General features: G+C 71.5%; 14 protein-coding genes. 5 read left to right on the forward strand and 9 right to left on the reverse strand.

Going from position 1 to position 26,941, the window contains the following annotated elements:
* Positions 1-99 precede the first annotated feature (99 nt).
* Entirely contained in the window at positions 100-2,868 is a 2,769-nt protein-coding gene (locus KLK06_RS07195; protein ID WP_214634501.1) for an AAA family ATPase, read from the forward strand.
* A gap of 48 nt (positions 2,869-2,916) precedes the next feature.
* Here KLK06_RS07195 and KLK06_RS07200 read toward each other — a convergent pair whose 3' ends face one another.
* From KLK06_RS07200 to KLK06_RS07210, 3 genes are read right to left on the reverse strand one after another with little or no spacing between them, the layout of a single operon-like run.
* Positions 2,917-3,807 carry an SMP-30/gluconolactonase/LRE family protein gene (locus KLK06_RS07200; protein ID WP_214634502.1) on the reverse strand — a complete coding sequence of 297 codons (891 nt, stop codon included), beginning with the start codon at positions 3,805-3,807 and terminating at the stop codon, positions 2,917-2,919.
* A gap of 41 nt (positions 3,808-3,848) precedes the next feature.
* A complete protein-coding gene (locus KLK06_RS07205) occupies positions 3,849-4,424 on the reverse strand; it encodes an MBL fold metallo-hydrolase (RefSeq protein WP_214634503.1) in 576 nt (191 codons plus the stop codon).
* Between the two features lie 9 nt (positions 4,425-4,433).
* A complete protein-coding gene (locus KLK06_RS07210) occupies positions 4,434-5,069 on the reverse strand; it encodes an HNH endonuclease family protein (RefSeq protein ID WP_214634504.1) in 636 nt (211 codons plus the stop codon).
* A gap of 114 nt (positions 5,070-5,183) precedes the next feature.
* On the opposite strand from KLK06_RS07210, the gene KLK06_RS07215 reads away from it, so the two are divergent.
* From KLK06_RS07215 to KLK06_RS07225, 3 genes are read left to right on the forward strand one after another with little or no spacing between them, the layout of a single operon-like run.
* Positions 5,184-5,807 (forward strand): TetR/AcrR family transcriptional regulator, encoded by a 624-nt coding sequence (locus KLK06_RS07215; protein ID WP_214634505.1) that lies wholly within the window; start codon positions 5,184-5,186, stop codon positions 5,805-5,807.
* A complete protein-coding gene (locus KLK06_RS07220) occupies positions 5,804-7,147 on the forward strand; it encodes an MFS transporter (protein WP_214634506.1) in 1,344 nt (447 codons plus the stop codon). Before KLK06_RS07215 ends, KLK06_RS07220 begins: the two co-directional genes overlap by 4 nt.
* Complete coding sequence (locus KLK06_RS07225) at positions 7,144-8,562, forward strand: aspartate aminotransferase family protein (protein ID WP_214634507.1); 1,419 nt, start codon at positions 7,144-7,146, stop codon at positions 8,560-8,562. Before KLK06_RS07220 ends, KLK06_RS07225 begins: the two co-directional genes overlap by 4 nt.
* A gap of 29 nt (positions 8,563-8,591) precedes the next feature.
* On the opposite strand, the gene KLK06_RS07230 is transcribed toward KLK06_RS07225, so the two are convergent.
* Both KLK06_RS07230 and KLK06_RS07235 read right to left on the reverse strand, forming a co-directional pair.
* The gene (locus tag KLK06_RS07230; RefSeq protein ID WP_214634508.1) at positions 8,592-14,048 is read right to left on the reverse strand and encodes a non-ribosomal peptide synthetase/MFS transporter; all 5,457 of its coding nucleotides are present in this window, start codon (positions 14,046-14,048) and stop codon (positions 8,592-8,594) included.
* The gene (locus KLK06_RS07235; RefSeq protein WP_214634509.1) at positions 14,045-16,432 is read right to left on the reverse strand and encodes a non-ribosomal peptide synthetase; all 2,388 of its coding nucleotides are present in this window, start codon (positions 16,430-16,432) and stop codon (positions 14,045-14,047) included. Before KLK06_RS07235 ends, KLK06_RS07230 begins: the two co-directional genes overlap by 4 nt.
* A 164-nt stretch (positions 16,433-16,596) precedes the next feature.
* Between KLK06_RS07235 and KLK06_RS07240 the strand changes: the two genes are divergently transcribed.
* Entirely contained in the window at positions 16,597-17,736 is a 1,140-nt protein-coding gene (locus KLK06_RS07240) for a monooxygenase (RefSeq protein ID WP_214634510.1), read from the forward strand.
* Positions 17,737-17,826: 90 nt separating this feature from the next.
* Here the strand turns inward: KLK06_RS07240 and KLK06_RS07245 are convergent, their stop codons facing one another.
* The 4 genes from KLK06_RS07245 to KLK06_RS59640 all read right to left on the reverse strand — a co-directional run bounded on the left by KLK06_RS07245 (position 17,827) and on the right by KLK06_RS59640 (position 26,907).
* Positions 17,827-19,920, reverse strand: coding sequence for a carbohydrate-binding protein (locus KLK06_RS07245; RefSeq protein ID WP_214634511.1), 2,094 nt, complete (start codon positions 19,918-19,920; stop codon positions 17,827-17,829).
* 187 nt (positions 19,921-20,107) lie between these two features.
* Complete coding sequence (locus tag KLK06_RS07250) at positions 20,108-22,663, reverse strand: carbohydrate-binding protein (protein ID WP_214634512.1); 2,556 nt, start codon at positions 22,661-22,663, stop codon at positions 20,108-20,110.
* Positions 22,660-23,826: a carbohydrate-binding domain-containing protein gene (locus KLK06_RS59635; protein WP_250904966.1), complete on the reverse strand. Its 1,167-nt coding sequence runs from the start codon at positions 23,824-23,826 to the stop codon at positions 22,660-22,662. Before KLK06_RS59635 ends, KLK06_RS07250 begins: the two co-directional genes overlap by 4 nt.
* 6 nt (positions 23,827-23,832) lie before the next feature.
* Positions 23,833-26,907, reverse strand: a complete 3,075-nt coding sequence (locus tag KLK06_RS59640; RefSeq protein ID WP_250905107.1) for a carbohydrate-binding protein — start codon at positions 26,905-26,907, stop codon at positions 23,833-23,835.
* Positions 26,908-26,941: the final 34 nt, after the last annotated feature.

Genomic DNA, 26,941 nt, shown 5'->3' on the forward strand with positions numbered 1-26,941 from the left:
ATCGCTAAATCTCCCGATGCTGGTATATCTCGCTCCGCTTAACCTCCGCTTGCAGCCGACGACAAGGTGAGTGCGAGGACACCAGAGCACTGTGTGCGCATGCGAGAACGAGAGCTGGAGTCGCTGGCGGCCCGCTTCGAACTGGCCCGCCGGGGTGAGCCCGGGCTGGTCCTGATCCACGGCCCCGCCGGCATCGGCAAGAGCACCCTGCTGCGCCGGTTCCTGGCCACCCTCGACGACCACGCGCACGTCCTCGCCACCGACGCCGTGGAGAGCGAGTCGGTTCTGCCCTACGGCGTGCTCACCAGGATCGCCGGGCTGCAGCCCGCGGACCCGTTCGAAGCGGGGGCACGGCTCCGCGACCGGCTCGACGAACTCCAGGCGGCACGGCCGGTGGTGATCGCCATCGACGACGCGCACTGGGCCGACTCCGTCTCGCTCACCGCGCTCGCGTTCGCCTGGCGACGGCTGCGGCCCGCGCGCGTCCTGACCGTGCTGACCAGCCCGGACCCCTACCAGCCGGCCTCGCTCCAGCCGCTGCTCACCCGCGAGATGTCGGTGCGCCTGGCGCTGACCGGCATCAGCGCCCGGCAGGTGCGCGCGCTGACCCACCTGCCCCTGACCGAGCAGGCGGCCGGACGGCTGTGCGAGCACACCGGCGGCAACCCGCGGCACATCCTCCAGGTCCTGGAGGAGACCGACCTCGACGAACTGGCCGATCCGCAGATCCCGCTGCCGGTGCCGGGGGCGCACGCGCGCGACGCCCTGGCCCGCCTGGCCTGGTGCAGCGACGCCGCCCGGTCTTTGGTGGAGGCGGCGGCGGTCCTGGCCTGCGACATCGCCGTGGTCGGCGTCGGGGGCGGGGTCAGCTGGGCGGCACCCGAGCCGGCACCCGGCTCGGGTGCCGCCGCCCGGCTGGAGGGGCCGCTCGGCGCGGCAGCCACGCCTTTCGACGACGGGCCGCTCAGTGCGTCTGCCAGGCTGTTCGGCGAGGGGCCACTCAGTGCTGCCGCCCGGCTGTTCGGCGAAGGGCTCCTCAGTGCGCCCGCCAAGCTGGCCGGCGAGGTTCCGCTCGGCGCGGCCGCCAAGCTGGCCGGCGTCCGCGCGCCGCTCTCCGCGCTGGAGGAGGCGCTGGGGGCCGGGCTGCTCATGGAGCGGCCGACGGGTGCCGGGATCCTGATCCGCTTCTCGTACCCACTGCTCAAGGGGGCGGTGTACCAGCACATGGGCCCCACCAAGCGGCTGCGGCTGCACGCCGCGGCGGCGACGCTGGCCCAGGACGAGACCACCCGGCTGGAGCACCTGCTACGGGCCGCCGAACGTCCCGACCCGCCACTCGTCCAGGAGATCGCCGCGGCAGGGCGGCGCAGGGCGGCGGCAGGCGACTGGGGTCAGGCGGCACGTCTTCTCGCGCAGGCGGCCAGGCTGGACCGAGAGCCGGGCCCCGACGCCGTCGAAGCCCTCCTGTTCGACGGCCGCCCATCCGAGGCCCACGCCCTGGCAGCACGACTCGGCGCCCACGACCCGACCACCAAGACCGGTACAGCCTTCCCAACGGCTCCAGAGCCCGACATGCGCGAGATGGGCGCCGAGACGGTTTCGGAGGCTGGTGCGCGCGAGATGGGCGCCGGGGCCGGTGTGGCGGACGGTCGTTTCGCTCGAGGGGTGCTGGCCCACTACGCGGGCCGGACCGAGGAGGCGGTGATGGCGCTCGCCGAGGCGCGGGCCCTGTGCGCGCGGCCCGCGCTGCTGGCCAGGATCGACGCCTGGAGCTGCCGCCCAGAGCCCGGCGACTATCTGCGCCTGATGCGTCACTCCGGCGGGCTGGGGGGCTCGCCACCGGCCAGGCTGCTCACCGCCGCGATGAGCAGCCTGGCCGGCTACCGGCAGGGCCGCTGGGACGACGCCGCGGCCCGGGGGCAGGTCGCCGCCGCGATCGCCGACGAGCTCGGCCCGTGCTGGATGTCCGCGCACGCCCACGCGGTGGCGTCACTCGTGCCCGCGGCCAGGGGCGACTGGCGGCGCGCCGGACAGCATGCCGACGCGGCCCGCCGGCTGGCCAGGGACGCGACGGCGCCGGTGGCGGTCATCGGACCCGCGTTCGCCGCCGCCCACCTGGCCGCGGCCCGGAACCGGCCAGACGAAGTGATCACCCTGCTGACACCACTACTCGACCTGTTCACCCGCCCCAAGCCCGCTCCCTCATCGCCTGACCCGACCGCGTACGCCCAGATCGCTGCCTCGTCGCCCGACCTGACCGTCCACGCCCAGCCCGTGCCGCTGGACGCGATGGCGTATGCCGAGCGCGGGTTGCTGCCCTGGGCCGATCTGCTGCTGGACGCGCTCATCACGGAGGGCGACCTGCGCAGGGCCGATGACGTTCCGGCGGGCTCGCCCGGTGTCCGGGCTCGGCTGCTGGCGGCGGGGCATGAGACCGAGATGGCCCGGGTGGCGTTCGAGGCGGCGTGCGTGAAGACCGAGGAGCCGTTCGACCGGGCGCGGGCCCTGCTGGCGTACGGCTCGTTCCTGCGCAGGCTCGGTCGCCGGGCCGCGGCGGCCGAACAGCTCAAGGAGGCGCTGCGGGAGCTGGAACGCCTGGAGGCGGTGCCGTACGCGCAACGCTGTGAGATCGAGCTGGCGGCGTGCGGGCAGCAGCACGCGGTCTCCGCCCTCGGCCTGACCCCGCAGCAGGACGCCGTGGCCCAGCTGGTCGCCAACGGGTTGACCAACCGGCAGATCGCCCGCGAGCTGCTGCTGAGCGTCAAGACGGTCGAGTATCACATCAGCCAGGTGTACGCCCGGCTGGGCGTGTCGTCCCGCGTCGCCCTGGCCAACGGCGTCCGAGCCCGCACAGGCTCGGAACTCTGAGGCGTTCGTTCGGCGGTCCGTCCGGAGCCCGGCACGCCAACCGTCCCGTCAGAGCGTGCACGGCAGGACGGGGCGGCCGGGTACGCCGGGGTCGGCCGCGAAGAGTGCGCCCGCGGCCGGCTGATCCGTTCGGTCGACGTCGAGGGCTGAGGTGGTGATGAACAGCTGGTCGAGGTTCGCGCCGCCGAAGGTGACCGCGGTGACCTTGCGCACCGGAAGCCGGATGACGGCGTCGAGACTGCCCTCCGGGCCGTAGCGGTGCACCGCGGCGCCTCCCCACAAAGCCACCCACACGCCGCCCTCGGCGTCGACCGTGAGCCCGTCGGGAGCGCCGTCGGCCGGGTCCACGACCGCGAACGGCCGCCGCCCGGTCAGCCCATGCTCGCGGTCGTAGTCCAGGACGTCGATCCGGCCGGTGGCCGTGTCGGCGTAGTAGGCGAGGTCACCGCCGGGGCTGAAGTCCAGGCCGTTGGAGATCGTGACCTCCGGCAGCACCACGCGCAGCCCGCCGCCGGGCTCGGCCACGTACAGAGAGCCGCGGCCGGGGGTCTCGTCGTAGGCCATGCTGCCGATGTAGAAGCGGCCGTCGGGGTCGCAGCCGCCGTCGTTCATCCGTACCGACGGATCGCTCCACGCCTCGCCCAGCGAGCGCAGCGGGGCGTCCAGCTCGTCGGAGTCGGACAGCAGCAGCTCCCGCTCCGCCGCGACCACGTAACCTTCGCAAACGTAACCCCCGGAAACGGAGCCCGCGGCGCGCGGGCGGATGGTCGCCGCGACCGCGCCGACGTGGCGGCGGCGGACCGTGCCGTCCGGATCGAGCGCCAGCACGTCACCGGCCAGCATGTCGACGAACCGGAGCCCGCCCCAGCTCTCGGACCATACGGGGCCCTCCCCGTGCTCGGCGACGGGTGCGGTCACGGTGTACGCGGCGATGGCCATGCCGTTCTCCTCTTGCTGGGCTCTGACCTCCCTATTGTCGATCACGACCGGCTGGCCGCCGGGTAGGTCCACCGGTGTCCCGTCGGCAGGTTCACCACGTCGGGTCCCTCCTCGCGGGCGTCCGCCAGGGACTTGGCCTCGATTCCGGTGCCGTTGCGGCGGATCACGCGAGCGAGCAGGTCGTCGTCGCCGTGGGCGTCGTGCACGGGGACGAGCACACGGGCCCCCAGGGCGCCGCTCCCGGCGACGGCCTGCTCGGGACCCATGACGATCGGCGGCCCGGCGAACACCCGCAGCCCGTTGACCGGCAGCAGCGCCAGGTCGACCGGCGGGTGTTCGGCACGGTACCGCTCCAGGAGCGACACGTCGCGGATCTCGCCGCCGAAGAAAACCCGGATCCCGCCGCTGCTGAGCACGTACGCGTTGTGGCGCCACAGGAGGGTGCGCCCCGCGGGGGTCGCCTCGATCGCAAGCTCCTCGGTGGGGTGGCCGGTCTGTCCCCATGCGAGGTGTGCCCCGCATCCCGTAGCCCGCGCGGCGCCGGTGATCCGGTCGTCCCGGCGGGCCCGCTCGATCAGCCGGGCCCGCGCCTGGTGGCGGTGTTCCACGGTGAACATCGCCCGACCCTATCGACAGGTGTCGAGCATCTCGATCAGCGCGGCCTTCTCCTCCTTCGTGATGCGCAGCGCGTAGTGGCGCTTGACGGTGACCCACGACCGGGCGTACGTGCACCAGTAGCCGTTGAGCGGCGGGCGCCAGGTGACCGGGGTGCTGCCGCCCTTGGCGATGTTGGCGGTGGCGCTGACGGCGATCAGTTCGGGGCGGGTCAGGTCGTTGGCGAAGGCGTGGCGGCGGGCGTCGCTCCAGGTGTTCGCGCCCGAACGCCAGGCGTTGGCCAGGGGGACGAGGTGGTCGACGTCGATCTTGGCCTCGCTGGTGAGCACCTTGCCGTCGTACTGGCTGTACCAGGTGCCGGCGACGACCCGGCAGGACGCGTCGCGCTCGACGGCCTCGCCATCACGATTCAGGACGATCTCTCGGGTGTCGCACATGCCCCACTGTGGGGCCCATTCGGGCATGAAGCGGATGTGGCTGTAGCCATCGAGCGAGCCCCTCTCGGCGACGGTCAGCCCGTCGAGTGCCGTACGGGCGACATCTTCCGACATCGGGTGGGGCAGCGCGGTCGCGGAGGCGCCGACCGGCGGGACAAGCAGGAGAATCGTGAGAAGTGGGACCACGAACCGCCCTGAGAAGATGGTCATGGATTAGCAGTAACAGCCACTCCCGATCATGTCACGAGAAGTAATTGAGATGGCACCTAAAGTGACTCCATCAAGTGATTGACGGAGTCGCGTGGCCGAACTAGGTTCGCTCACATGACAGAAAACGGCCAGGTCGCCGTGATCTTGAAGGTCGCGACGCAGCTCTTCGCGGCGCTCGGTTACGACGGCACCTCCACCCGGCAGATCGCCGACGCGGCGGGCCTGAACATCGCCACTGTCAACTACCACGTGGGCGGCAAGCGGGAGCTCTACCTCGCCGTGATGGAGCGCGCCCACCAGGCCGAACGCGCGGCCCTGGAAGGGCCGCTGGCCCGATTGCCGGGCGACGACCCGGTCACCGGGATCCACCGGCTGATCGACGACTACATCGACTTCTGCGTGTGCCATCCCGAGGTGCCGGCGCTGTGGATGCACCGCTGGCTCTCCGACGCCAGCGACCTCACCGAGCTGGAACGCCAGTACGTCCAGCCGCTGGTGGCCATGGTGACCGATGCTCTGCGTCCCGCGGTCGAGGCCGGGGTGATCGACGACGCGATCGACCTGGAGTACACCATGTGGTCGGTGATCTGGTGCGTGCACGGGTTCGCCAAGGGCGGCGTGCTGGACGAGGAGGGCCATCGCAGGGGCGGCAGCGACCGGGTGGCGCTGCGGCGCTTCCGCGCCCACCTGCACCTGACCCTGCACCGCGCGCTCGCGCTCCCCGGCCAACTCCCGTGACCACCGCGCCGGCGAGCGAGCGGCTCGCCCGGAGCCGGTTACTCGGCTACGGCGCGGGCTCCGTGGGCACCGGGGTGTTCTCGGCCGTTCCCGGGCTGCTGCTGCTCTACTACCTGACCGACATGCTGGGCGTGCCGGCCGCCGCCGCGGGTGCCGTGCTGGTCGCGCCGAAGATCTGGGACGTGCTGCTCAACCCGCTCGTCGGCGCCGCCAGTGACCGCGAGGCCGTACGGACCGGCCGGCGGACCCGGCTGCTGCTGACCGGGGCGGCCACGCTGCCCGTGGCGTTCGCGTTGATGTTCGCCGTACCGGACGCCGCGCCCGGCGCGCTCTGGGCGGGGGTGGCGTTCCTGGTGGCCGCGACGGCGTTCGCCTGCTTCCAGGTGCCTTACGTGGCGCTGCCCGCCGAGATGTCGGCGAGCCGGGCCGAGCGGACCAGGGTCATGTCGTGGCGGGTCGTCTGCCTGACCGTCGGCATCCTGGTCGCGGGCGGGCTGGCCCCCGCGGTGGTGGACCTGGCCGGTGGCGGCCGGCCCGGCTACGCGGTCATGGGCGTCACGATCGGCGCGGTCATGGCCGCCGCGCTGGTCACCGCGACGCTGGCCACCCGCTGGGTGACCTCGCGGCCGGGTCCGCGGCAGCTCGGCCCGGTGGCCGCGTTCCGCATGGCACGGGGCAACACGCCGTTCTTCGCGCTGCTGGCGGCGTTCGTCACGCAGGCGCTGGGGGTCGCGGTGATGCTGGCGGGCGCGCCGTACGTGGCCTCCTACCGGCTCGGCGACTACGGCCTGACCTCGGTGATGTTCGTCTGCCTTGTCGCCCCGAGCATGCCGGCCGTACCCCTGTGGGCACGGCTGGCCCGCACCCACGGGCCCGTGCGCTGCTACCTGGCCGCGACGCTGGGCTTCGGGCTCGCGGCGCTGGCGCTCGTCCCGGCGATCGCCGCGCGGTCCCTGGTGGCGACGCTGGCGCTGACCGCGCTGGCCGGAGCCTGTTACGCGGGGCTGCAACTGCTGCCGCTGTCGCTGCTGCCCGACACCGTGCACGCCGACACGGCCCGCACGGGGCACGCGCAGGCGGGCGCGTTCACCGGGCTGTGGACGGCGGGCGAGACGGCCGGGCTGGCGCTCGGTCCCGGCCTGTTCGCGCTGGTGCTGGCGGTGTCGGGGTTCGTGTCCGCGCCGGTCGAGGCGCCTGTCGCGCAGCCGCCCGCCGCCCTGACCGGACTGCTGACGGGCTTCACCGCGCTGCCCGCCGCGCTCATGCTGATCAGCCTGCCGTTCATCGTCTGGTACGGCCGGGTCGCCCGGAACGAGGACCGACACGAGGAGAACGCGTGAACCTGCCCGACACCGGGAGGACCACCGAGGATCTGCTGGCCGAGGTGGCCAGGCTCAAAGAGCACGACCTGCCGGTCAGGGGCGGCCAGGTGACCGCCTACGTCTACGACACCGGCCGCGACGAGGTGCACGAGGCGGCGGCCCGCGCCTACGCGGAGATGCTGGAGGTCAACAGCCTCGACCCGACGGCGTTCCCCAGCGTGGTGGAGATGGAGAAGCAGGTCGTCGGCGCCGTCGCCGACCTGCTGGGCGGCGGCCACGGCATCTTCACCAGCGGCGGCACCGAGTCGATCATGCTGGCGGTGAAGGCCGCCCGTGACGCGGCCGGGCGGGCCCGCCCCAACCTGGTGCTCCCCGTCACCGCGCATCCGGCCTTCCACAAGGCGGCGCACTACCTCGGCCTCGAGGTCAGGCCGGTGCCGGTCGATCCGGCCACGTTCAAGGCCGACGCGCGGGCCGTGGCGGCGGCCATGGACGATGACACCGTCCTGGTCGTCGCCTCGGCGCCGTCGTACCCGCAGGGCGTGATCGACCCGATCGGGGAGATCGCCGCCGTGGCCGCCGCGGCGGGCGTCTGCTGCCATGTGGACGCGTGCGTGGGCGGGTGGCTGCTGCCGTGGCTGCGGGCGGCGGGCGCGGCGGTCCCGGCGTTCGACCTGTCGGTGCCGGGGGTCACGTCGCTCTCCTGTGACCTGCACAAGTTCGGCTACGCGCCGAAGGGCGCCTCGGTCGTGCTGTTCGCCGACCCGGCGATGCGCCGCAGGGCGTACTTCGCCTCGGCCGCCTGGCCCGGCTACACGGTCATCAACGCCACCGTGCAGAGCTCCAGGTCGGCGGGGTCGCTCGGCGGCGCGTGGGCCACGCTCCAGGCCCTGGGCCGCGACGGCTACCTGGCGCTGGGCCGGGCCACGCTGGAGGCGACGGCCAGGTTGCGCGCGGGCATCGCGGCGGTCCCGGGCCTGCGGGTGCTGGGCGAGCCGGAGACCTCGCTGGTGGCGTTCACGTCGTCGGAACTCGACGTGTTCGTCCTGGCCGACGAGGCCCGGCGGCGGGGCTGGTTCCTCCAGCCGCAACTGTCCTACGCGGGCATCCCGGCCAACCTGCACATCACGGTCACCGGGGTGACGCTCTCGGGGATCGAGGCGCTGCTGAAGGTCATCGGCGAGTCGGCGGCGGCCGCCCGGGTCCGCGGCCCCGCCGTACTCCCCGACGGGCTGATCGACCTGGTCGTGAACCTGGATCTGGCGGAACTGGACGACGCGGCCTTCGCCGAGCTGGCCGCGGCGGTCGGGGTGGACCTGCGGCCCGGCGCGGGGCAGCCGGAGATGGCGCTGGTCAACGCGGTCCTGGACGCGCTGCCCACGGCCACGCGGGAGGCGGTGCTGGTGCGCTTCCTGTCGGTGATCTACAGCTGAGATCCACGGTTGAGCGGGCCGCCGCCGTTCTACCGCCGAGCGTGCCGTTCTGTGTCGAGCAGCAGGTCCGCCTCCCGTTGCAACGCGTCGCGGTCCCAGGTGACCACGGCTCCGGGAACGGCGTCCGGCAGGACGTCCTCCATGTAGCGCAGCTTGCGCCAGCGCAGGCCGTACACCGCCAGCGCGATCTGGGCGGCACCGAGGACGACGATCATGAGCGCCATGCCCCGGCCGGGCCCGGTGCCCAGCACGGTGCCCGCGGTCCCGCTCAGCCAGCCGCCCTCGCGCATCGCCGGTTCGAAGAACGCGTCGGCGAGCCGACCGGCGCAGAGGTAGCCGAGCGGTTCCGTGAGGTTGGCGATCATGCGGTTGCTGGCCAGGATCCGGCCCTGCAGCTCCATCCCGACCTTCGTCTGGATCATGGTCTGCCAGTGGCCGTTGAGCAGCGCGAGGGAGGCGGCGATGGCGGCCAGTCCCACGGCCAGGAACAGCGCCGAGGGCAGCAGGCCCACCAGGATCATGCCGGCACCCGTCAGCAGGGTGAACCCCACCATCCCCGTGGCCCGCCGTTCGAACCCGCCCCAGAACGCCATGGCCACTCCCCCCGCGATCCCGCCCACGGCGCCGACCACGGAGGCGACGGTCAGCGTGGCGGCGGACGCGAACGACAGCACCAGCGGCGGGGTGAGGGCGATGGCGAAACCGAGCATGAGGTTGAACGCCAGGAAGAAGACGATCATCGCCACGAAGCTGGGACGCCGGGCGATGTAGCGGACGCCGTTGGAGATCTCCTTCCAGATCGTCTCCTCCCGCCTGCGGAACAGCGTGTCGGGGAACCGTACGACGAACAGCGTGAGCAGCGAGACGAACACCGTCGCCAGGTCCACCACCAGCACGCCGCCGAGCCCGATCAGCACGATCAGCGCGCCGCCGAGCAGCGGTCCCCCGGCCTGGCTCAGCGCGACCAGGGCCTGGGTGACGCCGTTGGTCCGGCCGAGGTACTGCTTGGGGACCAGTTGCGTGGTCGCCGCCAGGTAGGCCGGCTGCTGGAAGGACCCCGCGATCGAGCTGAGACCCGTGGCGATGTAGAGCTGCCACACCTCCAGCGACCCCGTGGCGTACATGACCAGGCAGAACCCGCTCCCGCCGACGGCCACCAGATCACCGGTGATCATCACCAGGCGGCGGTTCCATCGGTCGGCCGCCGCGCCCGCGAACGGCAGCACCAGCAGCGCGGGCAGCAGCCCGCAGACCAGGATGACGGAGAACTGCGTGGCGCTGCCCGTCTCCAGATACACCCACACCCCGAGGCCGAACGCCAGGGCACGGGTGCCGAGCATGGAGACGAGCTGGCCGAGCGTGACGAGCAGGAATCCCCACAGACCCGAGGCGGCCAGCGGGACAATCGGTTTCTCTTGCGCGGGCTCCTGCTGCCGCCGCTCGAACCAGCGGGTGAGGATGGCGGCGAGCTCGGCGGCCTGGTGCTTGAGAAAGAAGTGCCCGGCGTCCGGGATCACCTCCAGCTCGGTGTCGGCGCACAGCAGGTCCCACTCGCGGTGCCGTTCCTCGTGGAACTCGGTGAGCCGGTCCCGCTCGCCGACCACGCTCAGCGCGTGCAGCGTGCGGGGACGGTCCGCGGCGTGGCAGTGCTCGGTGTAGAACTGTTCGGCCTGCCGGGAGTCGTGCCTGAGGGCGCGCAGGATGAACGCCTGCTCCTCCGGGTCCAGGCTGTCGGTGAGCCCGCCGATGCCGCGCAGTGTGTCGCGATAGAGGCGGTCGGATCGCCAGCGGTCGCTGGGCAGGAGCCTGGCCCACAGGTCGAAGAGCCGTCCCGGCAGGCGCGGCGCCGGGAACGCGCCCCCGAACACCACGCCGACGACGTCCCCGCCCCCGGCCTCCAGCCGCTGGGCGATGTCGAAGGCCAGCGCGGCGCCGAGGCAGTGGCCGTACACGATGACGGGGCCCTGGACGGTCGCGCGGATCTCGGCGACGCACCGGGCCGCCAGCGTGTCGAGCGGCTCCATCGAGGCAGACGGGTCGCCGAAGTCGTGTCCTGGCAGGTCGACGGCGAGCAGGGGGAACTCGGGCGGCAGGGCCCGGGCGAGTTCGCCGTAGGCGGCCGCGTTCCCGCCGCCGAAGGGCACCGCCACCACGGTGGCCGCCGTCGTCCTCGCCGGGGTCGCCGTCGCGCCCGGCAGCCGTACGAGGAGCCCGCCTTTGGGGTTTTCGCCCTTGAGCAGGTCGGCCAGCTCGCGGATCGTCGGGTGCTGGAAGATCGCCGCGACCCGCAACCCGTCGCCGATCTGCCGGGCCAGCCGCATGGCCGAGAAGGAGTCGCCGCCGAGCGCGAAGAAATCGTCGTCGATCCCCACCTCCGCCAGCCCGAGCACCTCGCACCAGATCCCGGCCAGGCGCTCGTCGGCCCCGTCGCGCGGTGGCGCCGACGGCCGGTCGCCCGCGATGCCGGGCCCCGGCTCGGGGAGCGCGCGCCAGTCGAGCTTCCCGTTCGGGGTGATCGGCAGCCGGTCCATCTCCACGAAGGCCGCGGGCACCATGTACGGCGGCAGCTTCGCGCGGGCGTACTCGTGCGGCGCCGGACCGTCCCCGCGCATGACGCAGTACGCCACCAGCCGGGCCCGCCCCTCCTCGTCGTGCCGGACCACGACGGCGGCGTCACCGATGCCCGGATGCCCCCGCAGCACGGCCTCGACATAGCCCGGCTCGACCCGGTACCCGCGGATCTTCACCTGCCGGTCCAGCCGCCCGAGGAACTCGAACACCCCATCGGGCAGCAGCCGCCCCCGATCCCCCGACCGGTACGCCAGGGCGCCCGCGTCGAACGGGTCCCGGATGAACCCGTCCCCCTCGGACAGGTACCCGCGGGCGACCCCCGCGCCGCTGATCAGCAACTCCCCCGCCGCCCCCACGGGCACCGGGCGCAGCCGCGCGTCCACCACGCGCACCCGCACATTGTCGAGCGGACTCCCCAGAGGCACGACCGGCCCGCCACGACCGCCGCGCCCGGCCGGGACGCGGTGGGCGAGCACCGCGACCGTGGTCTCCGATGGCCCGTAGTTGTTCCAGATCGAACAGTCCGGCCGGACCTCGCGGACGGCGTCCACGAGCTCCCACGGGCACGCCTCCCCCGCGAGGACGAGGTAGCGCGCCGGGACGACCGCCGCCAGCAGCCCCGCGTCACGGACGGCCTGGAGGTGGCTCGGCACGAGCTTCATGAAGTCGATCGGGTGCCGCCGGAAGTAGCCGGCCAACTGCTCGGGATCGACCGCCCACTCGTACGGCAGCATGTGCACGGTCCCGCCGGTGGCCAGCGCCCCGTACAGGTTCGTCAGCCCGAGATCGGCGGCGAGTGTGGACACGAGCGCGAAGTGCAGCCTCTCCGGCACGTCCAGGCGGGTGAGGATCGCGGTGAGGTAGTTGGTGAAGCTGCCGTGCTCGACCACCACCCCCTTCGGCCGTCCGGTGGACCCCGAGGTGAACACCACGTACATGGCCTCATCCCGGGCGATCCGCCGCCCCAGGTCCGTCCCGGGATAACCGGCCAGGATCCCGCCGATCTCCTCCAGCACCACGGCCCGGACCGGCCCCCCGTCCGAACCGGCCGTCTCGATCGGCGCGTGGTCGACTTCGGCGTGGGTCAGCAGCACCTTCGCGCGTGACTCGGCGATGACCGCCGTGAGGTGGCTCGCCGGCGCCGCCGGATCGAGCGGCACGTACGCCGCCCCCGCCTTCTGCGCGGCCAGCATCGCGACGACATGGTCCACGGAGCGCTCGAACAGCAGGGCCACCAGGTCGCCGGGCCCCACTCCTTCGGTCACCAGGTGCCTGGCCAGCCGGTTCGCCCGCTCGTTCAGCTCGCCGTAGCCGGCCACGTCGTCGCGGCACCGGACCGCGTCCCGTCCGGGCTCGAGCGCCGCGTACGCCTCGAACCGGGCCAGCAGGGTCGCGGCCTCGTCGAAGTGCGGCGGCCCGGCCGGCGCCGGCCGTACCGTCTCCAGATCCCCGGCCGGGACGGCGGGCAGCGCGGCTATCGGCGCGTCCAGCCCGGTCAGGGGCGGACCGGTGAGCAGGGCGCCGACAACCTCGGCGAAGTGGCCGCCGAGGCGCTCCACCAGCTCGCGCGACAGCAGCTCCGCCGCGTACGTCAGCGTGACCCGCAGCTCCCCCTTCGTCTCGACCACCGCGCAGGACAGGTCGAACCGGGCCCGCGCGTTCCCTGCCCGCAACGGGGTCACCGCGAGGCCGGGCAGGTTCTCACCGAGGTCGGTGGCGGTGTGGTAGTTGAACATCACCTGGACGAGCTGACCCGCGCCGAGGTCCCGCTCGGGCGCCAGCTCCGCCACCAGCCGCTCGAACGGCAGCTCCTGATGGTCGTAGGCGTCCAGCGCCCGCTCGCCGACCCGCCGCACGAGCTCGCGGCAGGTCGGCGCCGGGCCCAGGTCGAGCCGGAGCGGCAGGGTGTTGATGAAGCAGCCCACCAGTCGCTCGGCTTCGGGGCGGTCCCGGCCGGAGACGGGCACGCCGACCACGACGTCCTCCGTGGCGCAGTGCCGGTGCAGGACGTACCCGAAGGCGGTGAGCAGGAGCACGAACGGGGTCACGGAAGCTTCCCGCGCCACCTCCCGCAGGCGGCGGCAGGTCCGGCGGTCGAGCGTGAAGTCGAGCTCGGCGCCGCGGTCGGAGCGGATCGCGGGGCGTGGCCGGTCCAGCGGGAGTTCCAGGATGGGCGGCATGTCGGCCAGCCGTTCACGCCAGTGGTGGAGGTGGTCGCGTACGACGTCGTCGGTCAGGCGTTCGCGCTGCCAGGCGGCCACGTCGGCGTACTGGACCGGAAGCGGGGCGAGCTCGTGGCCGGCGTAGGCGTCGAAGAGATCGCGGACGAGCTGCCGCGACGACCACGCGTCCGTCGCGATGTGGTGCGTGACGAGCAGCAGTGCGTGGTCGTCGTCGGCCAGCCGGACGAGCGTGGCCCGCAGCGGGAACTCGCTGTCAAGACGAAAGGGGCATTCCGCCTGCGCGGCGAACACCTCCCGCACGGCGCCCGGCAGCTCGGCCCGGGCGGCGTCCGGCCGGTCGGCGTCTGTAAGGTCGATGACGTCGAGGGACGGGCCGTGACCGGGTGGGGCCAGGACCAGTTCGGGTTCCGCACCGTCGGATGAACAGGTGGTGCGCAGGACCTCGTGACGGTCCACCACGGTCGCCAGGGCGTCGCGCAGGGCCCCGGTATCCAGCGGACCGGTCAGCCGCATGGCCTGGACGACGTTGTAGGCCGGGCTGGCCGGGTCGAGGTTCTGCAGGAAGTGCAGACGTCGCTGCGCGAACGACATGGGCAGCCGGCCGGTGCTCCGGTCCAGGCGCGGGATGGGGGCGGGCACGGCGGCGGTACGGGTGGCCGCCAGGCGGCTCAGCCTGGCCCGCTGTTCGGGTGAGAGGCGTGACAACCGTTCGGCCAACGCGGTGGGCGTCATGCGGCACCCCTCTCGCATCCGTCCGTCAGACTCCCGCATCCATCCGGCCTGCCGGATACGTCCCGCTCGCCCACGTCGGAGAGTCCCTGAACGACCGCGACGGAGCGACCCTGCCGGGTAGCGTCGGAGACGTCCTGCCCGGCCGCGTCGGAGGAGCCCTCCATGACCGCGTCCAAGGCGTCCTGCTCGACGCTCTCCAGCATGGCCAGCAGCTCGTCGGCGTCCATCGCCAGCAGCCGTCGGTCGGCTATCTCCCGGGCGATGGCGGTGACGGTGGCCGCGGCGAAGATGTCGCGCACGGACAGGGTGACGCCGAGGTCGCGCCGGATGCGGGAGACGAGCTGCATCGCCGAGATGGAGTCGCCGCCGAGCGCGAAGAAGTCGTCGCCCGCGGAGACCGCGCCGACCTCGAACAGCTCGGCCCACCGATCGGCAAGCCACCGCTCCACGTCACCGTCCGAAGCGACGTACGCTCCGGCCTCCGCGGAATTCGCCCGCACCGCAGCGGCTCCCAAGTCCGCTGAACTCTCCCGCACAGTGACGGATCGCGGGTCCGGGCGGCTCTCCTCCGCCACGGACTGCTGGCCCCCTGGGCTCCCGGCCACGACAGGCCGATCGTCCCACGAGCCCCCCGCCACGACAGACCGCTCGTCCGGTGGGCTTTCCGCTGCGACGGGTCGGCGGTTGAGCTCCGGCGCCGTGATGGGTCGCGCGGTCGGCTCCATCGTGGGGCTTCCCGGAGACGCGCCGGGCCGGGCGAGCAGGCGCAGGGCCGTACGGTCGATCTTGCCGTTGGGGAGGGACGGGAGCTCGGCCAGCTCGACCAGTGCGGTGGGGACCATGGCCAGGGGAAGCGTCGTGGTCAGGGCGCGCCGCAACGCGAGCAGGTCGAGGTCCCGGCCCTTCGCGGGGACGACGTACGCCGTCAGGCGGGCCCGCCCGGCCGACCGCTCCGCGGTCACGTGGACGTCGCTGACCGGCCCGCAGGCGCGGATCGCCGCAGCCACTTCGGCGGGGTGGATGCGTACACCGTTGACCTTCAGCTCGTCGTCGGCCCGCCCGAGGACGACGAGTTCCCCGGCGTCGGACACGCGGCCGAGATCACCTGTGCGGTAGGCGGTGACGTCGCCGAGGTCGGCGAAACGGGCCGCCGTCTCCTCGGGCATCCCCACGTAGCCGTGGCCGGTGTACGGGCTCACCAAAACAATCTCGCCCTCGGCCGCCGGGTTCCGCAGCGCCGCACGGACAAGGGCGGCGTCGAACAGCCCGGCGGGGTCGATGAGGCAGAAGCGCGTATGCGGAACGGGCTCGCCCACCGGGAGATCGCCCGTGAACCGCCCGGAGACGGGCAGCCGCTTCCAGATCTTGGGCAGCGTGGTCTCGGTGGTGCCGTACAGATTGACGCGGGTGCGGGTGCCGGGGAACACGAGCTGCCACTCCTCCAGCAGGGCGGCGTCCAACGGCTCCCCGGCGAAGAACACCGTCCGCATGGACTCGCACCGGGTACGGCCGTGCCGCAGCCAGCCGCGGGCCACCGACGGCACCGCGTTGACGACGCTGACGCGGCTGTGCCGCAGCCAGGCCACGGTCGCCTCCGGCGAGTCGGCCTCGCGCAGGGCCGGGATGACCAGCGTCGCCCCGGCCCACAGGGGCAGGAAGACGTCGCGGACCGCCACGTCGAAACTCAGCGCGGTCAGGAACGCGACCCGGTCCCCCGGCTCGACGCCGAACTCGGCGCACTGCCAGGCGAGGAACGAGGTCAGCGCGGCGGCCGAGCCCAGCACCGGCTTCGGCCGTCCGGTGGAACCGGAGGTGAAGAACACGTACGCCCCGTCCGCGATTGCAGCCGCGCCGAGCTCGCCGGAGCCGAGCTCGCCAGGGCCGGTCGGCTTCGCCGCGTCACGTGAGACCACTCCGGGGATCGCCGCCGCATCACGCGACACCACCCCAGAAACCGCCGCCGCATCACGCGACACCACCCCAGAGACCGCCGCCGCATCACGCGACAGCGCCTCGGGAAGCGCCGCCGCGTCACGCAGCACGACGCCGGGCCTGATCAGGCCGAGCAGGGTCTCCTTGCGGCGGGTGGGCAGGTCGGGGTCGATGGGCACGGGAACGCCGTCGAGCGCCAGTACCGCCAGGAAGTCCACCACGAACTCGATGGACCTGCGCCGTTCGATCGCCGTGAACCTGCCCGGCCCCACCGCGCCGGACAGCGTTCCGACGCGTTCCTCCATTTTTCCGGCGAGGGCCGCGTAGGTGAGTGATCGCGTGCCGCATTCCACTGCGACCTGCGTGGGCCTGGTTACGGCGTGCAGGTATATCCGATCGACAAGTCTGCGCTTCTCGATCGAGGGCGTATATGCCCTGGTGTGCTCCGTCACCGCTCTCCTCAGGTGTCACGAGACATGTGGCCGCGCCGTCGCGACCTCACCCGACAAGGCGTTCCAGGGTGTTCCAAGGCGGAGAGAGGCTGTCATACCAGGGGAGGACGAAGAACATACCGGGGGTGGATGTCCTGCGGCGGCATCCGCGAGACGGTAGGGCCATGATTCGACTAGCCCGGGCTGCCGCCGCGTTCGCCTTGGTCGCCCTGCTCGCCTCGTGTGGGACGGCCACGACGGCCACCCCGGCGACCCACACGAGCCACGCCGGTAGCCATGGGGCCAAGGCCACGCCGGTGGCCGCCCCATTACGGGCCGGCGAGCGGTTCGAATCCCTGACCATGGCCGAGGCCTACACGCCGAGCGGCCCCAACGGCGGCACCGACGACTACCGGTGCTTCATGATCGACCCCAAGCTGACCAGCCAGGCGTTCCTGACCGGAGCCCAGTTCCAGCCGCAGAATGCCGACATCGTGCACCACGCGATCTTCTTCAGGCTCGGGCCTGAGCAGGTCGCGAAGGCGAAGGCGCTCGATGACGGCACCCCCGGTCAGGGCTGGACGTGCTTCGGCGACGCGGGCGTGGACGACGCCTCCTGGGTGGCGCACTGGGCGCCGGGCACCAACGAGACGCTGCTGAATCCGCGCTACGGCTACGCGCTGCCGCCCGGCAGCAAGCTCGTCATGCAGATCCACTACAACACCCTCAACGCCAACGGCAACCCCGGCTCCGACCAGTCGAGCATCCGGTTGCGGCTCACCGACAAGCCCCTGGAGCCGCTGGAGACCGAGCTGTTCCCGGCACCGATCGAGCTGCCGTGCACGCCGCAGGAGACCGGCGCCCTGTGTGACCGGGCCGCCGCCGTCAAGGACGTGGTGCGCAGGTTCGGTCCCGGGGCCGACGGGCAGGCGGAGATGCTGGCCAAGAGGTGCGGGTCGCTCAAGCCGGGGCCGACGCAGCACTGCGACATCCCCATCCCGGGCAACGTGACGCTGCACGCGCTGGCCGGGCACATGCATCTGCTCGGGCGCTCCATCAAGGTCGAGCTCAATCCCGGCACGCCCAAGGCGCAGACGCTCCTGGACGTCCCGAAGTACGACTTCGACGACCAGGCGCTGCGTGTGCTCGCCAAGCCCGTCACGGTCAAGAAGGGCGACGTGGTGCGGGTGACCTGCACGCATGACGCCGCACTGCGCAAGCAGCTGCCGCAGTTGCAGAAGCTGCGGCCGCGCTACGTGGTCTGGGGCGCGGGGACCAGCGACGAGATGTGCCTGGGCATCGCCATCTGGTCGAAGGCCGCATAAGGGGCTGAGGACGCCTCAAGAGAGGGCCGCATAAGGGGCGTCGGGCGCACGCACTCCGCCAGGTCGGGGTGCGTGCGCCCGTGATCGGGGTCAGCCGAGCGTGATGCGGTCCAGGTTCGGGCCGCCGCCTGCGGTCGTGGCGGTGAGGCGGATCGTGTTGGCCCCTGCCTGGAGGTTCAGCGCGACCGTGCCGTCCGCCCAGGTGTCCCAGTTCGCCGTGGCCGGGAACGACTGGGTGGTCACCGCCGTGCCGTTCACCGCAACCTCCATCGGCCGGTCCACCGCCGTTCCGTTGGCGTACCGGATCGTCAGGGTCCCGGCGCCCGCGGCGGCGGCGGTGACGGCGAACTCGACGTACGAGCCCACGAGGTTGTCGTAGTTGACGAAGCCGGTCCCGGTGAAGCCGGTGTGGTTGGACTCGGCCACGCCCTGCGAGATCGTCGCGTTCTCCGCCTGATACTCGGTGCCGACCGGGGTGGGGGCCGATACGTCGACGTAGTCCGCGTTCGGGCCGCCGTTGGCGGTGGTGGCCGTCATGCGGATGGTGTTGGCCCCGGTGACCAGCGGCAGCGTGAACGTGGCCGTCGCCCAGGTGTCCCAGTTACCGGTGCCGGGGAAGTCGCGGGTCAGCGTGGTGCCGTTCGCGGTGATGGTCATGGGGCGGTTCACCGTCGTGCCGTTGGCGTATCTCAGGGTGATGTTGGCGTTGCCCGCCGCGGTGGCGTTGACGCCGAACTCGACGTACGAGCCGACGACGTTGTCGTAGTTGACGAAGCCGGTGCCCGAGTAGCCCGCGTGGTTGGACTCGACCACGCCCTGCGAGATCGTGGCGTCCTCCGCCTCGTAGTGGGGGCTCGCCGTGGTGGGCCGGGCGCGGATGAGGCGGGTCTCACCGGGGCGCAGGGTGGCGCTGTAGGAGGAGGCGACGGTGCCCTCGGAGCCGCCGGACCACAGGTTCGTGACCTCGGCCGGGCCGGTGAAGCCCACTTGCGACCAGGTGACGCTGACCGTGGAGTTGCCGGACGTGCCGGTGTTGTAGAGGGCGACGATGTAGTCGCCGTTCGACTCCCGTTTACGCCAGACCTGGTTGACACCACTGTTCACAACGCGCTGGGCGGCGACGCCGTCCTGGTCGACGGCGATGAGCCGGTCGTTGGTCAGCATGGCCAGGTCGGTCGAGGTGAGCGCGGTCAGGTCGGTGCCGAGCAGCAGCGGGCTGGAGATCATGGCCCAGTGCGTCATGTGGGTGCGCCGCTGGTCGGCGGTGAGGCCGACCTGGTCGCCGTTGCCGACCTCCAGCGAGTCGTAGTCGTTCCAGCCGCCGGGCCCGGCGTACTGCTGCCAGGAGGCCGCCGAGGCGAACCGGCTGGACACGTGCGACCAGTCGGTGAGCGGGAACCCGCTCCCGTTCGCCCCAGGACCGCAGTAGCACTCGACGTCGCCCTGGGTGCGCCAGCTGTTGGCCAGCCGCTTCCAGGTGGTGGCCTGGGCGATGGGCAGGTTGTTGGACAGCGCGAAGTTGATCGGCCGGCCGGTCTGGCGCAGCGCCTTGTCCCAGGCTTCGACGTCGGCGACCGTCGTCGCGTCCACGCCGTCGATCTTCAGGTAGTCGACGCCCCAGGAGGCCATCTGGTTCGCCCACGAGTTGATGAACAGCTGCGCGCCGGGGTGGGAGTAGTCGAGCCGGTACATGTTCTTGCAGTTGTAGTTCTTGTGCGTCTGCGAGGTGTCGGCGATGTCCTGCGCGTGGTACGAGGTGCCCTCGATGGGCTTGTTGGCGGTGACGGCGTTCTTGGCGATGCCGGGCGTGACGTAGAAGCCGAACTTCAGGCCCTTCGCGTGCACATAGTCGGCCAGCGCCTTGATCCCGCTGGGGAACTTGGCGGTGTCGACGGCCCACCGCCCGAAGCCGTCGACCTGGAAGCCGTTGGAGTCGCACTTCTGGTAGAAGTCGTCGAGGTTGATGTAGACGTAGCCGTGCGCGGCGAGGCCGCTGCTGACGAGCGCGTCGGCCTGGGCCTTCATTTTCGTCTCGTCGGGCCAGCGCCGCACGAAGCTCCAACTGCTCCATCCCATGGCGGGCCTGATCGACAGGCCGTTGTCGGAAGCGGCCGCGGGCTGCACGCTCACGAACAAGCCCGCTAAGAGCACCGCCACCGCCGCGACTATCGCTCTCCGTCTCACGGATATTTCTCCTTCGCTTTTACGGCCAGCCCGGTGAGCGCCAAGCGCCGTACGGGGCCGGGGTCTGTCCAGGGGAACGCTCCTCCGGTGGAGCCGGCGCGCCGCCGTGACGTGCGCCTTCTTGACCGTGGCTTCCGTTGGTGCCGGCCGCCGTGCGGGCGGTGCGCGTCCGCACGGCGGCCGGGGTTCAACCGATCGTGATCCGATCGAGGTTCGGGCCGCCGCCGGCCGTCGTGGCGGTGGCGCGGATGGTGTTGGCGCCCGCGTTCAGCGGCACCGTGATCGACTTGGTGGCCCAGGTGTCCCAGTTGGTCGTCGCGTCGAAGGCGAGTTCGTCCGAGACGAGCGCGCCGTTGACCGTGATGTCCATCGGGCGGTTGGCCGTGGTGCCGTTGGCGAACCTCAGCGTCAGCGTGGCGTCCCCCGCCGACTCGGCGTTCACCGCGGTGAACTCGACGTACGAGCCGACCAGGTTGTCGTAGTTGACGAAGCCGGTCCCGGTGAAGCCGGTGTGGTTGGACTCGGCCACGCCCTGCGCGATCGTCGCGTCCTCGGCCTGGTAGTCGGTGGCGCCGCCACCGCCGCCAGGTGTCACGTCCACGTCGATGTAGTCGAGGTTGGGGTTGCCGTTGGCGGTGGTGGCGGTGGCCCGCAGCGTGTTGGCGCCCGCGGTGACCGGCACGGTGAAGGTGTCGACGGCCCAGGTGTCCCAGGTGCCGGTGCTGCCGTAGTCACGGCCGGCGAACACCGTCGTGCCGTTGACCGCGATCGCCGACGGGCGGTTCGTCGTCGTCCCGTTGGCGTACCCCAGCTTGATCGTCGCCGTGCCCGCGGTGGCGGCGGTAAAAGACCACTGCAGATAGGAGCCGGCGGCGTTGTCGCCGTTGACATACCCCGTGCCGCTGTAACCCGGGTGCGAGTTCTCGAAGATGCCCTGCGAGATCGTCGCGTCCTCCGCCTCGTATCGGCCGGGTGGCGGCGTCGTGCCGCCGCCGCCCGCGTACTCGCCGCCGACCCAGGCCTCGTCCACCCGCCATCGCGAGACGCCATGGTGGCCGGTCTTGGTGAGCCGCACGTACCGGTGGGTCGAGGCGGTCAGGTCGATGACCTGCACGCCGCGCGCGTTCGGCACCGTGCCGGTCTTGACCGCGCTGCCCCAGCTCGTCCCGTTGTCGCTGACGTACACCTGGTAACCGGAGATCCGCGCGGACCCGGACGACGGGTAGACCGTCGAGTCCTCCCGCTGGTTGAAGGCCAGGTACTGGATCCGCTTGGCCGAGCCGAGGTCGAAGGTCAGCGACGCGGGTTCGGCGGCGTTGCTGTCCCAGTAGGTGAGGTAGTCGCCGTCACCGGCGGCCGAGGCGGCGTGCCCGCTGGTGGACGAGGTGGCCGACAGGGTGACGCCGCTGTAGATCCCCTCACGGCCGCTGGAGATGACCTTGAAGACCGTGTCGTACTGGTCCCACGAGGAGATGCCGCTCAGCGTCAGCGTGCCGCCCGCCTGCGTGAAGGTGACGGGGGCACCGGTGCGCAGGTTCGTCACCGAGCTGATCCGGTAGCCGTTGTCGCGCAGCGACAGCGTGCTGCCTGACGGCGGCGTGACGACGTGGATGTAGTGCCGGTTGGGATCGTTCTTGGCGATCGTGGTCACGCCGTGGGCGCCGTTGTTCCAGAAGCCCGGTTTGAGCCCGCCGAACATGTAGCCGCCGCCCTCGGTGCCGCCGAGCGACTCCCAGATCTCCCCCAGGTAGGTGTCGGCGAAGTTGTTGAAGCTCACCTGCTGGGCGGGGAACTTGCCGTTGACCATCGCGGTCTCGGCCATCAGGGCCTTCACCGACGATCCGGCGTTGGTGATGAGCCGTCCCAGCGTGAGCTTGCGGTCCACCGCCTGGTCCGACCCGCCGTACCACCAGGGGCCGCCGGTCGGCAGCTTGAAGTCCGCCTCGATCAGCCTCGGCAGCGCCGTGTAGACCGCCTGCGGGTAGTCGTAGGACGGCGTCATGCCGGTCTTCTGCTCGTTGCTGATCATGTCCATGATCGGCGTGTCTTCGTTGTTGTTCGAGATCGTCATGTCGGGGCGCTGCTGGTAGATCTTGGCGTAGAGGTTGTTGCTCTCCCAGTAGGCGTTGTCGTTGTCGATCCAGAACCCGGCCAGCTTCGGATAACGCTGCATCTGCTCGAAGAACTGCAGGTAACTGAACTCGCCGAACCCGTCACGCGTGGTCAGGTCCACGTTGTGGCCGACGTAGCTGGAGAAGGCCGAGGAGTTGAGCCAGTCGCCGGAGCTGAGCCCCTCGTTGTGCCACTGCGGGTCGTCGGTCATGTAGTTGATGACCTTCAGCCCCTGCGCGTCGGCCGCGTCGATCAGCTCGCCCAGGAAGTCCCGCGTCGTACGGCACGAACCGGGGATCGAGGACGGGTACGGCCTGGCGTAACCGAGCCGGCTGTGGAAGGTGGCCAGGACGATGTACTGGGCGTGCAGCTTCTTGGCCTCGTTCACCCAGTAGGAGGCGCTCCAGCCGCCGTTGGTGACGTCGGCCTCCCAGCCGCTGCAACTGGTGTGCTGCGGCGAGGTGCGCTCGCCCCAGTGCAGGAAGACTCCGGCGATCGAGTTGCGCAGGAACGCCTGCCGTGGGTGCTGCAGGTCGGCCTGGGCGGGCAGAGCGGTGGGCAGGGTCGTGAGCAGGCCGAGCAGGAGGGCGAGTACGGCGAGCACCGCCGTACGCGACACACGCGGCTTCATACCAGGACCTCCAGGTAGTCGAGGTTGGGGCAGCCGTTCGCGGTGGCGCCGGTGACCCTGACCGTGTTCGCGCCCGCGACCAGGGTGGCGTTGACGCTCTTGCTCGCCCACGTGGTCCAGGCGCCGGTGCCGCCGAAGCTCAGCCCCGAGGCGACGACGACGCCGTTGACCGTGACGTCCATGGGGCGGTCGACAGTGGTGCCGTTGGCGTACCGGATGGTGAGGGTCGCGGGGCCGGCTGCGGAGGCGGTGTGCGTCCACTGGACGTAACACCCGGCGGCGTTGTCGGTGTTGACGAAGCCGGTGCCGGAGAAGCCCGCGTGGTTGGACTCGACCACGCCCTGCGAGATCGTCGCGTTCTCCGCCTCCAGGCGGGTCGCGACGGCCGCCACCTGCTTGTACGCCCGCATGTTGGTGAGCAGCATGTAGCAGTTCTGCAGCGAGCCCGAGGTATCGCCGAGCGAGCGGTAGATGCCCCACTTGGGACGGACCCGGTCGCCGAGGAACGTGTCGCCGGTCTTGGTCGCGTCGACCAGCGTGGTGGCCCCGTCGCGCAGCACCCAGCGGACCGAGCCCGCGCTGCCGTCGCCGATCTTGATCTCGTACTCGGCGTCGATCCACTTGTCCTGCAGCGGCTCCAGGTTGGTCCGCCCGACCAGGATGTCCGACTGGAAGATCTTGTGTTCGATGGTCTGCACCCCGTCCACCCGGCGCAGCGACGTGACGGTGATCGGGTTGGTGCCCGTGCCCGGCATCTTGGTCTGGCTGATGTGGGTGAAGGTCGTGGTGGCCTTCAGCGAGCTCGGGATGAACATCGAGTACGTGACCCGCCACGTCTCGCCCTTCAGCCACTGCAGGTAGCCGCTCGGGTTACGGGTGCCGGTCACCTCCTGTCGCTGCCGGTCGGTCATCGAGTCGCGGTCGACCGTGTGCATGTTGAAGCGGAAGTTGTTGCCTTCGGCGAAGATGTGCGGCTGACCGGCGGGGTGCGAGTCGGCGCGGTCGTCCTCGATGGTCTCGAACGCGCCGAGCCCTACGGACGACGCTTCGGGGGCCCACATGAGCTGCCAGGCGGTCGCCGCCGAAGCCGGGCGGGCAGGCAGGTACGGGGTGAGAAGCGCGGCGCCCACGAGGGTCCCGAGCTGGCGTCGGGTGAGTTCCATGGCTTCCTATCCAATAGTGATCTTGTCGAGGTTGGGGCCCCCGTTGGCCGTCGTGGCGGTCGTCCTGATCGTGTTGGCCCCCGCGGTGAGCTGGACGGTGAGCGAGGCGGTCTGCCAGGTGTCCCAGTTCCCGGTGCCGGTGAAGTCGCGGGTCACGCTGGTGCCGTTGACCGCGATGGTCATCGGCCGGTTGACCGTGGTGCCGTTGGCGTAGCGGAGCGTCAGCGTGGCGCTGCCCGCCTGCGCGGCGGTCACGGCGAACTCCACGTACGAACCGGCGACGTTGTCGAAGTTGACGAAGCCGGTGCCGGTGAAGCCGGTGTGGTTCGACTCCACGACGCCCTGCGAGATCGTGGCGTCCTCGGCCTGGTAGTCGGTGCCGCCCCCCGAGGCGGTCGCCACGTCGATGTAGTCGATGTTCGGGTTGCCGCCCGCGGTCGTGGAGGTGGCCCGGAGCGTGTTGGACCCGGCGTTGACCGGGACCGTGAAGGTGTCCGTGGCCCAGGTGTCCCACGTGCCGGTGCTCGCGTAGTCCCGGGCGGCGAACACCGTCGTGCCGTTCACCGCGATCGCCGACGGCCGGTTGGTCGTGGTGCCGTTGGCGTACCGCAGCTTGATCGTGGCCGTCCCCGCCGTCGTGATCGGGAAAGCCCACTCCACGTACGAACCGGACACGTTGTCGCCGTTGACGTAGCCCGTGCCGCTGTAGCCGGTGTGGGAGTTCTCTAAGATGCCCTGCGAGATCGTCGCGTCCTCCGCCTCGTAGCGGCCCGGCGGCGGCGGTGGCGTGTCCGCGCCCGGCAGGCCCCAGGCGGCGCCCGGCTTGGCGATCGGCACCGGCGCGATGACCAGGTCGGGGACCGCGCCCGCGTAGACGAGCACCTCGCGGTCCTTGGGCAGGGTGATGCCCAGCACGCCGCCGCCCAGGTCCTGGACCGAGGCGGGAGCGCCGTCGTCGAGCACGGCGGTGACCGTGCCGGTCAGCCCGTGGTCGAGCTTGAGCGGCTCACCGGCCAGGCTCCTGACCCGGATGAAGCGGGTCGCGCCCGCCTGCCGTACCGCGGAGACGAGGAACGCGCCCTGCGTACGGAAGTCGTGCAGCGTGACGTCCGGCCACGCCCCCGGGACGGCGGGGAAGACGCGGACGACGCCGCCCCAGCTCTGGCAGAGCAGGTCGTGGATCGACTGCGAGGCCGACAGCGGCGTCTCGATGACCGGCCCGGCCTCGGTGTAGTGGGTGTTGGCCCGGCACGGGTACGAGGTCGAGGGATCGAAGAACTTCAGCAGGTAGGACAGCGCCGTGTCGCCGCGCCGCATCATGGCGTACATGGAGGCGGCGCCGGTGTAGCTGTAACCGCGGTGGGCCCCGGTCAGGGCGTGCCACCGGACGATCGACTTCTCGATCAGCGCGCGGTTCCCCGTCTGATCCCAGTTGACCAGGTAGAGGGGATAAATCATCAAAAGGTGGGAGTAGTGGCGGTGGGACTGCGCGTACGGCGTGCTGCCGCCGATCATGTAGCCGTTCGTGTCCGTCGGATACGCCACCAGCGTGCTGAGCACCTGCTGCCACCTGGTCTTCAGCGGGTCGTCGATACCGAGACGGGTCGCCGAGTCGAGCAGCGTCTGACAGCCCCACCTGATGAGGGCCAGGTCGTAGTTGGTGTCCTGCGGCGGGACCACGGGGTACTCGGGCGACAGCGTGCTCGGCAGGTGCAGCTTGCCGTCACTGCCACTGGCCAGGAAGCGCAGGTAGTAGTTGATCGCCCGGCGCAGCAGCGGGAACAGCGTGTCCCTGAGCAGCGCGTCGTCCATCGTGTGCCGGTAGGACAGCCACACGTTGTGCAGCGCCCACGTCAGGTCGCCGACCTCGGCGCCGCTGCCCGGCGTGCCGACGCTCCGGTTGGCGAACATGTCGGAGCTGCGGCCCACACCCGAGGAGTCGCTCCGGTACGCGCTGGCCACGTTGGCGGTGAGCTGCGCCCGGTTCTGGTCGAGCGTGCTGGTGACCGAGTCGAGCTCCAAATGGTTGGAGCCGTGGATGAGCCAGTACTCCAGTTGCACGTTGAGGTTCCACCACACGCCGGGCCACGGGGTGGGCTCCAGCCACGGCCCGGTCGTCGCCATCACCGGCGCGCCCGCGCGGGTGGCGGAGGCCACCTTGTAGAGCTGGATCCAGTGGAAGCTCTGCAGCCGCTGGTCCGGGATGGACACGAAGCTCTTGCGATAGAAGGCGTGCCACCAGGTCCGGTGCGCCGCCCGCAGCGTGTCGTACGTGCCCGCGTTCTGGATCTTGCCGAGCGAGGTCGTCTCCGCCGCCGTGCTGGACGGGAAGCTGTGGGCGACCGACAGCAGCAGGAGGTTGCCGCTCTGCCGGTAGGCGGTGGCGGTCTGCCCTCCCCCGGTCAGGCCCTGGAGCACCTGCTTGACGTCGCCGGTGGTCTTGGTCGTCGAGGCCGGGTTGTGCGTGTAGCCGGACGGCGGGTCCTCCGACGCCTGCCTGGGGCTGTCGGCCACCTCCGGATGGAACGTCCATCGGACCTGCTCGCTGCCCGTGGCCGAGGCGCTGGCCACGAACAGCTCGTCGTGGATGAACGCGGTGAACGTGATCTTCCCCGAGGAGGTGGTGACGGTGCCGGTCAGCTCGGCGTCCCACAGGCTCAGCCGCCAGTCGACGGCGGTGATCGTACCGACGGGGTCGAGCGTGAGATGGCCGACCGGCAGCCTGCACGTGCCGAACCCGCTGCCGAACTCCGGCCGGTGGTCCTGGACCCGGCCGTGCTGGGTGGTGAAGCGGATCTTGTTGGCGTCCGGCTCCTTGTAGATCATGCTGCCGAGCAGGCCGTCGCCCAGGAACGGGCCCTCGTGCCAGACCGCGGGCAGCTTGGCCCACCGCAGGTCCTGCTCCCGCAGGAACGCGGCCCACTGGGCGTCCGAGGACATCCGGACGTCGAGCGTCCAGGGCGCCTCGGCATGAGCGGGGGCGGCGAGTGGGCCGGTCAGCGCCGCCACGGCCAGGGTGCCGAACGCGCCGCCCAGCACCGCCCGGCGCGTCGGCCCGCTCTCACCGCCGTCAGGTTCCATCACGCGAAATCTCCAGGTGGCTCGGGGGTGACAG

Origin of the sequence: Nonomuraea sp. NEAU-A123 (assembly GCF_018603905.1) — a bacterium.
GTDB lineage: Bacteria > Actinomycetota > Actinomycetes > Streptosporangiales > Streptosporangiaceae > Nonomuraea.

Coding starts and splice junctions, on each gene's coding strand:
- KLK06_RS07205 (WP_214634503.1), bottom strand. CDS start 4,424: ATGTTCACCGTGGAACACCGCCACCAGGCGCGGGCCCGGCTGATCGAG.
- KLK06_RS07230 (WP_214634508.1), bottom strand. CDS start 14,048: ATGACGCCCACCGCGTTGGCCGAACGGTTGTCACGCCTCTCACCCGAA.
- KLK06_RS07195 (WP_214634501.1), top strand. CDS start 100: ATGCGAGAACGAGAGCTGGAGTCGCTGGCGGCCCGCTTCGAACTGGCC.
- KLK06_RS59635 (WP_250904966.1), bottom strand. CDS start 23,826: ATGGAACTCACCCGACGCCAGCTCGGGACCCTCGTGGGCGCCGCGCTT.
- KLK06_RS07200 (WP_214634502.1), bottom strand. CDS start 3,807: ATGGCCATCGCCGCGTACACCGTGACCGCACCCGTCGCCGAGCACGGG.
- KLK06_RS07240 (WP_214634510.1), top strand. CDS start 16,597: ATGATTCGACTAGCCCGGGCTGCCGCCGCGTTCGCCTTGGTCGCCCTG.
- KLK06_RS07215 (WP_214634505.1), top strand. CDS start 5,184: ATGACAGAAAACGGCCAGGTCGCCGTGATCTTGAAGGTCGCGACGCAG.
- KLK06_RS07210 (WP_214634504.1), bottom strand. CDS start 5,069: ATGACCATCTTCTCAGGGCGGTTCGTGGTCCCACTTCTCACGATTCTC.
- KLK06_RS07250 (WP_214634512.1), bottom strand. CDS start 22,663: ATGAAGCCGCGTGTGTCGCGTACGGCGGTGCTCGCCGTACTCGCCCTC.
- KLK06_RS59640 (WP_250905107.1), bottom strand. CDS start 26,907: ATGGAACCTGACGGCGGTGAGAGCGGGCCGACGCGCCGGGCGGTGCTG.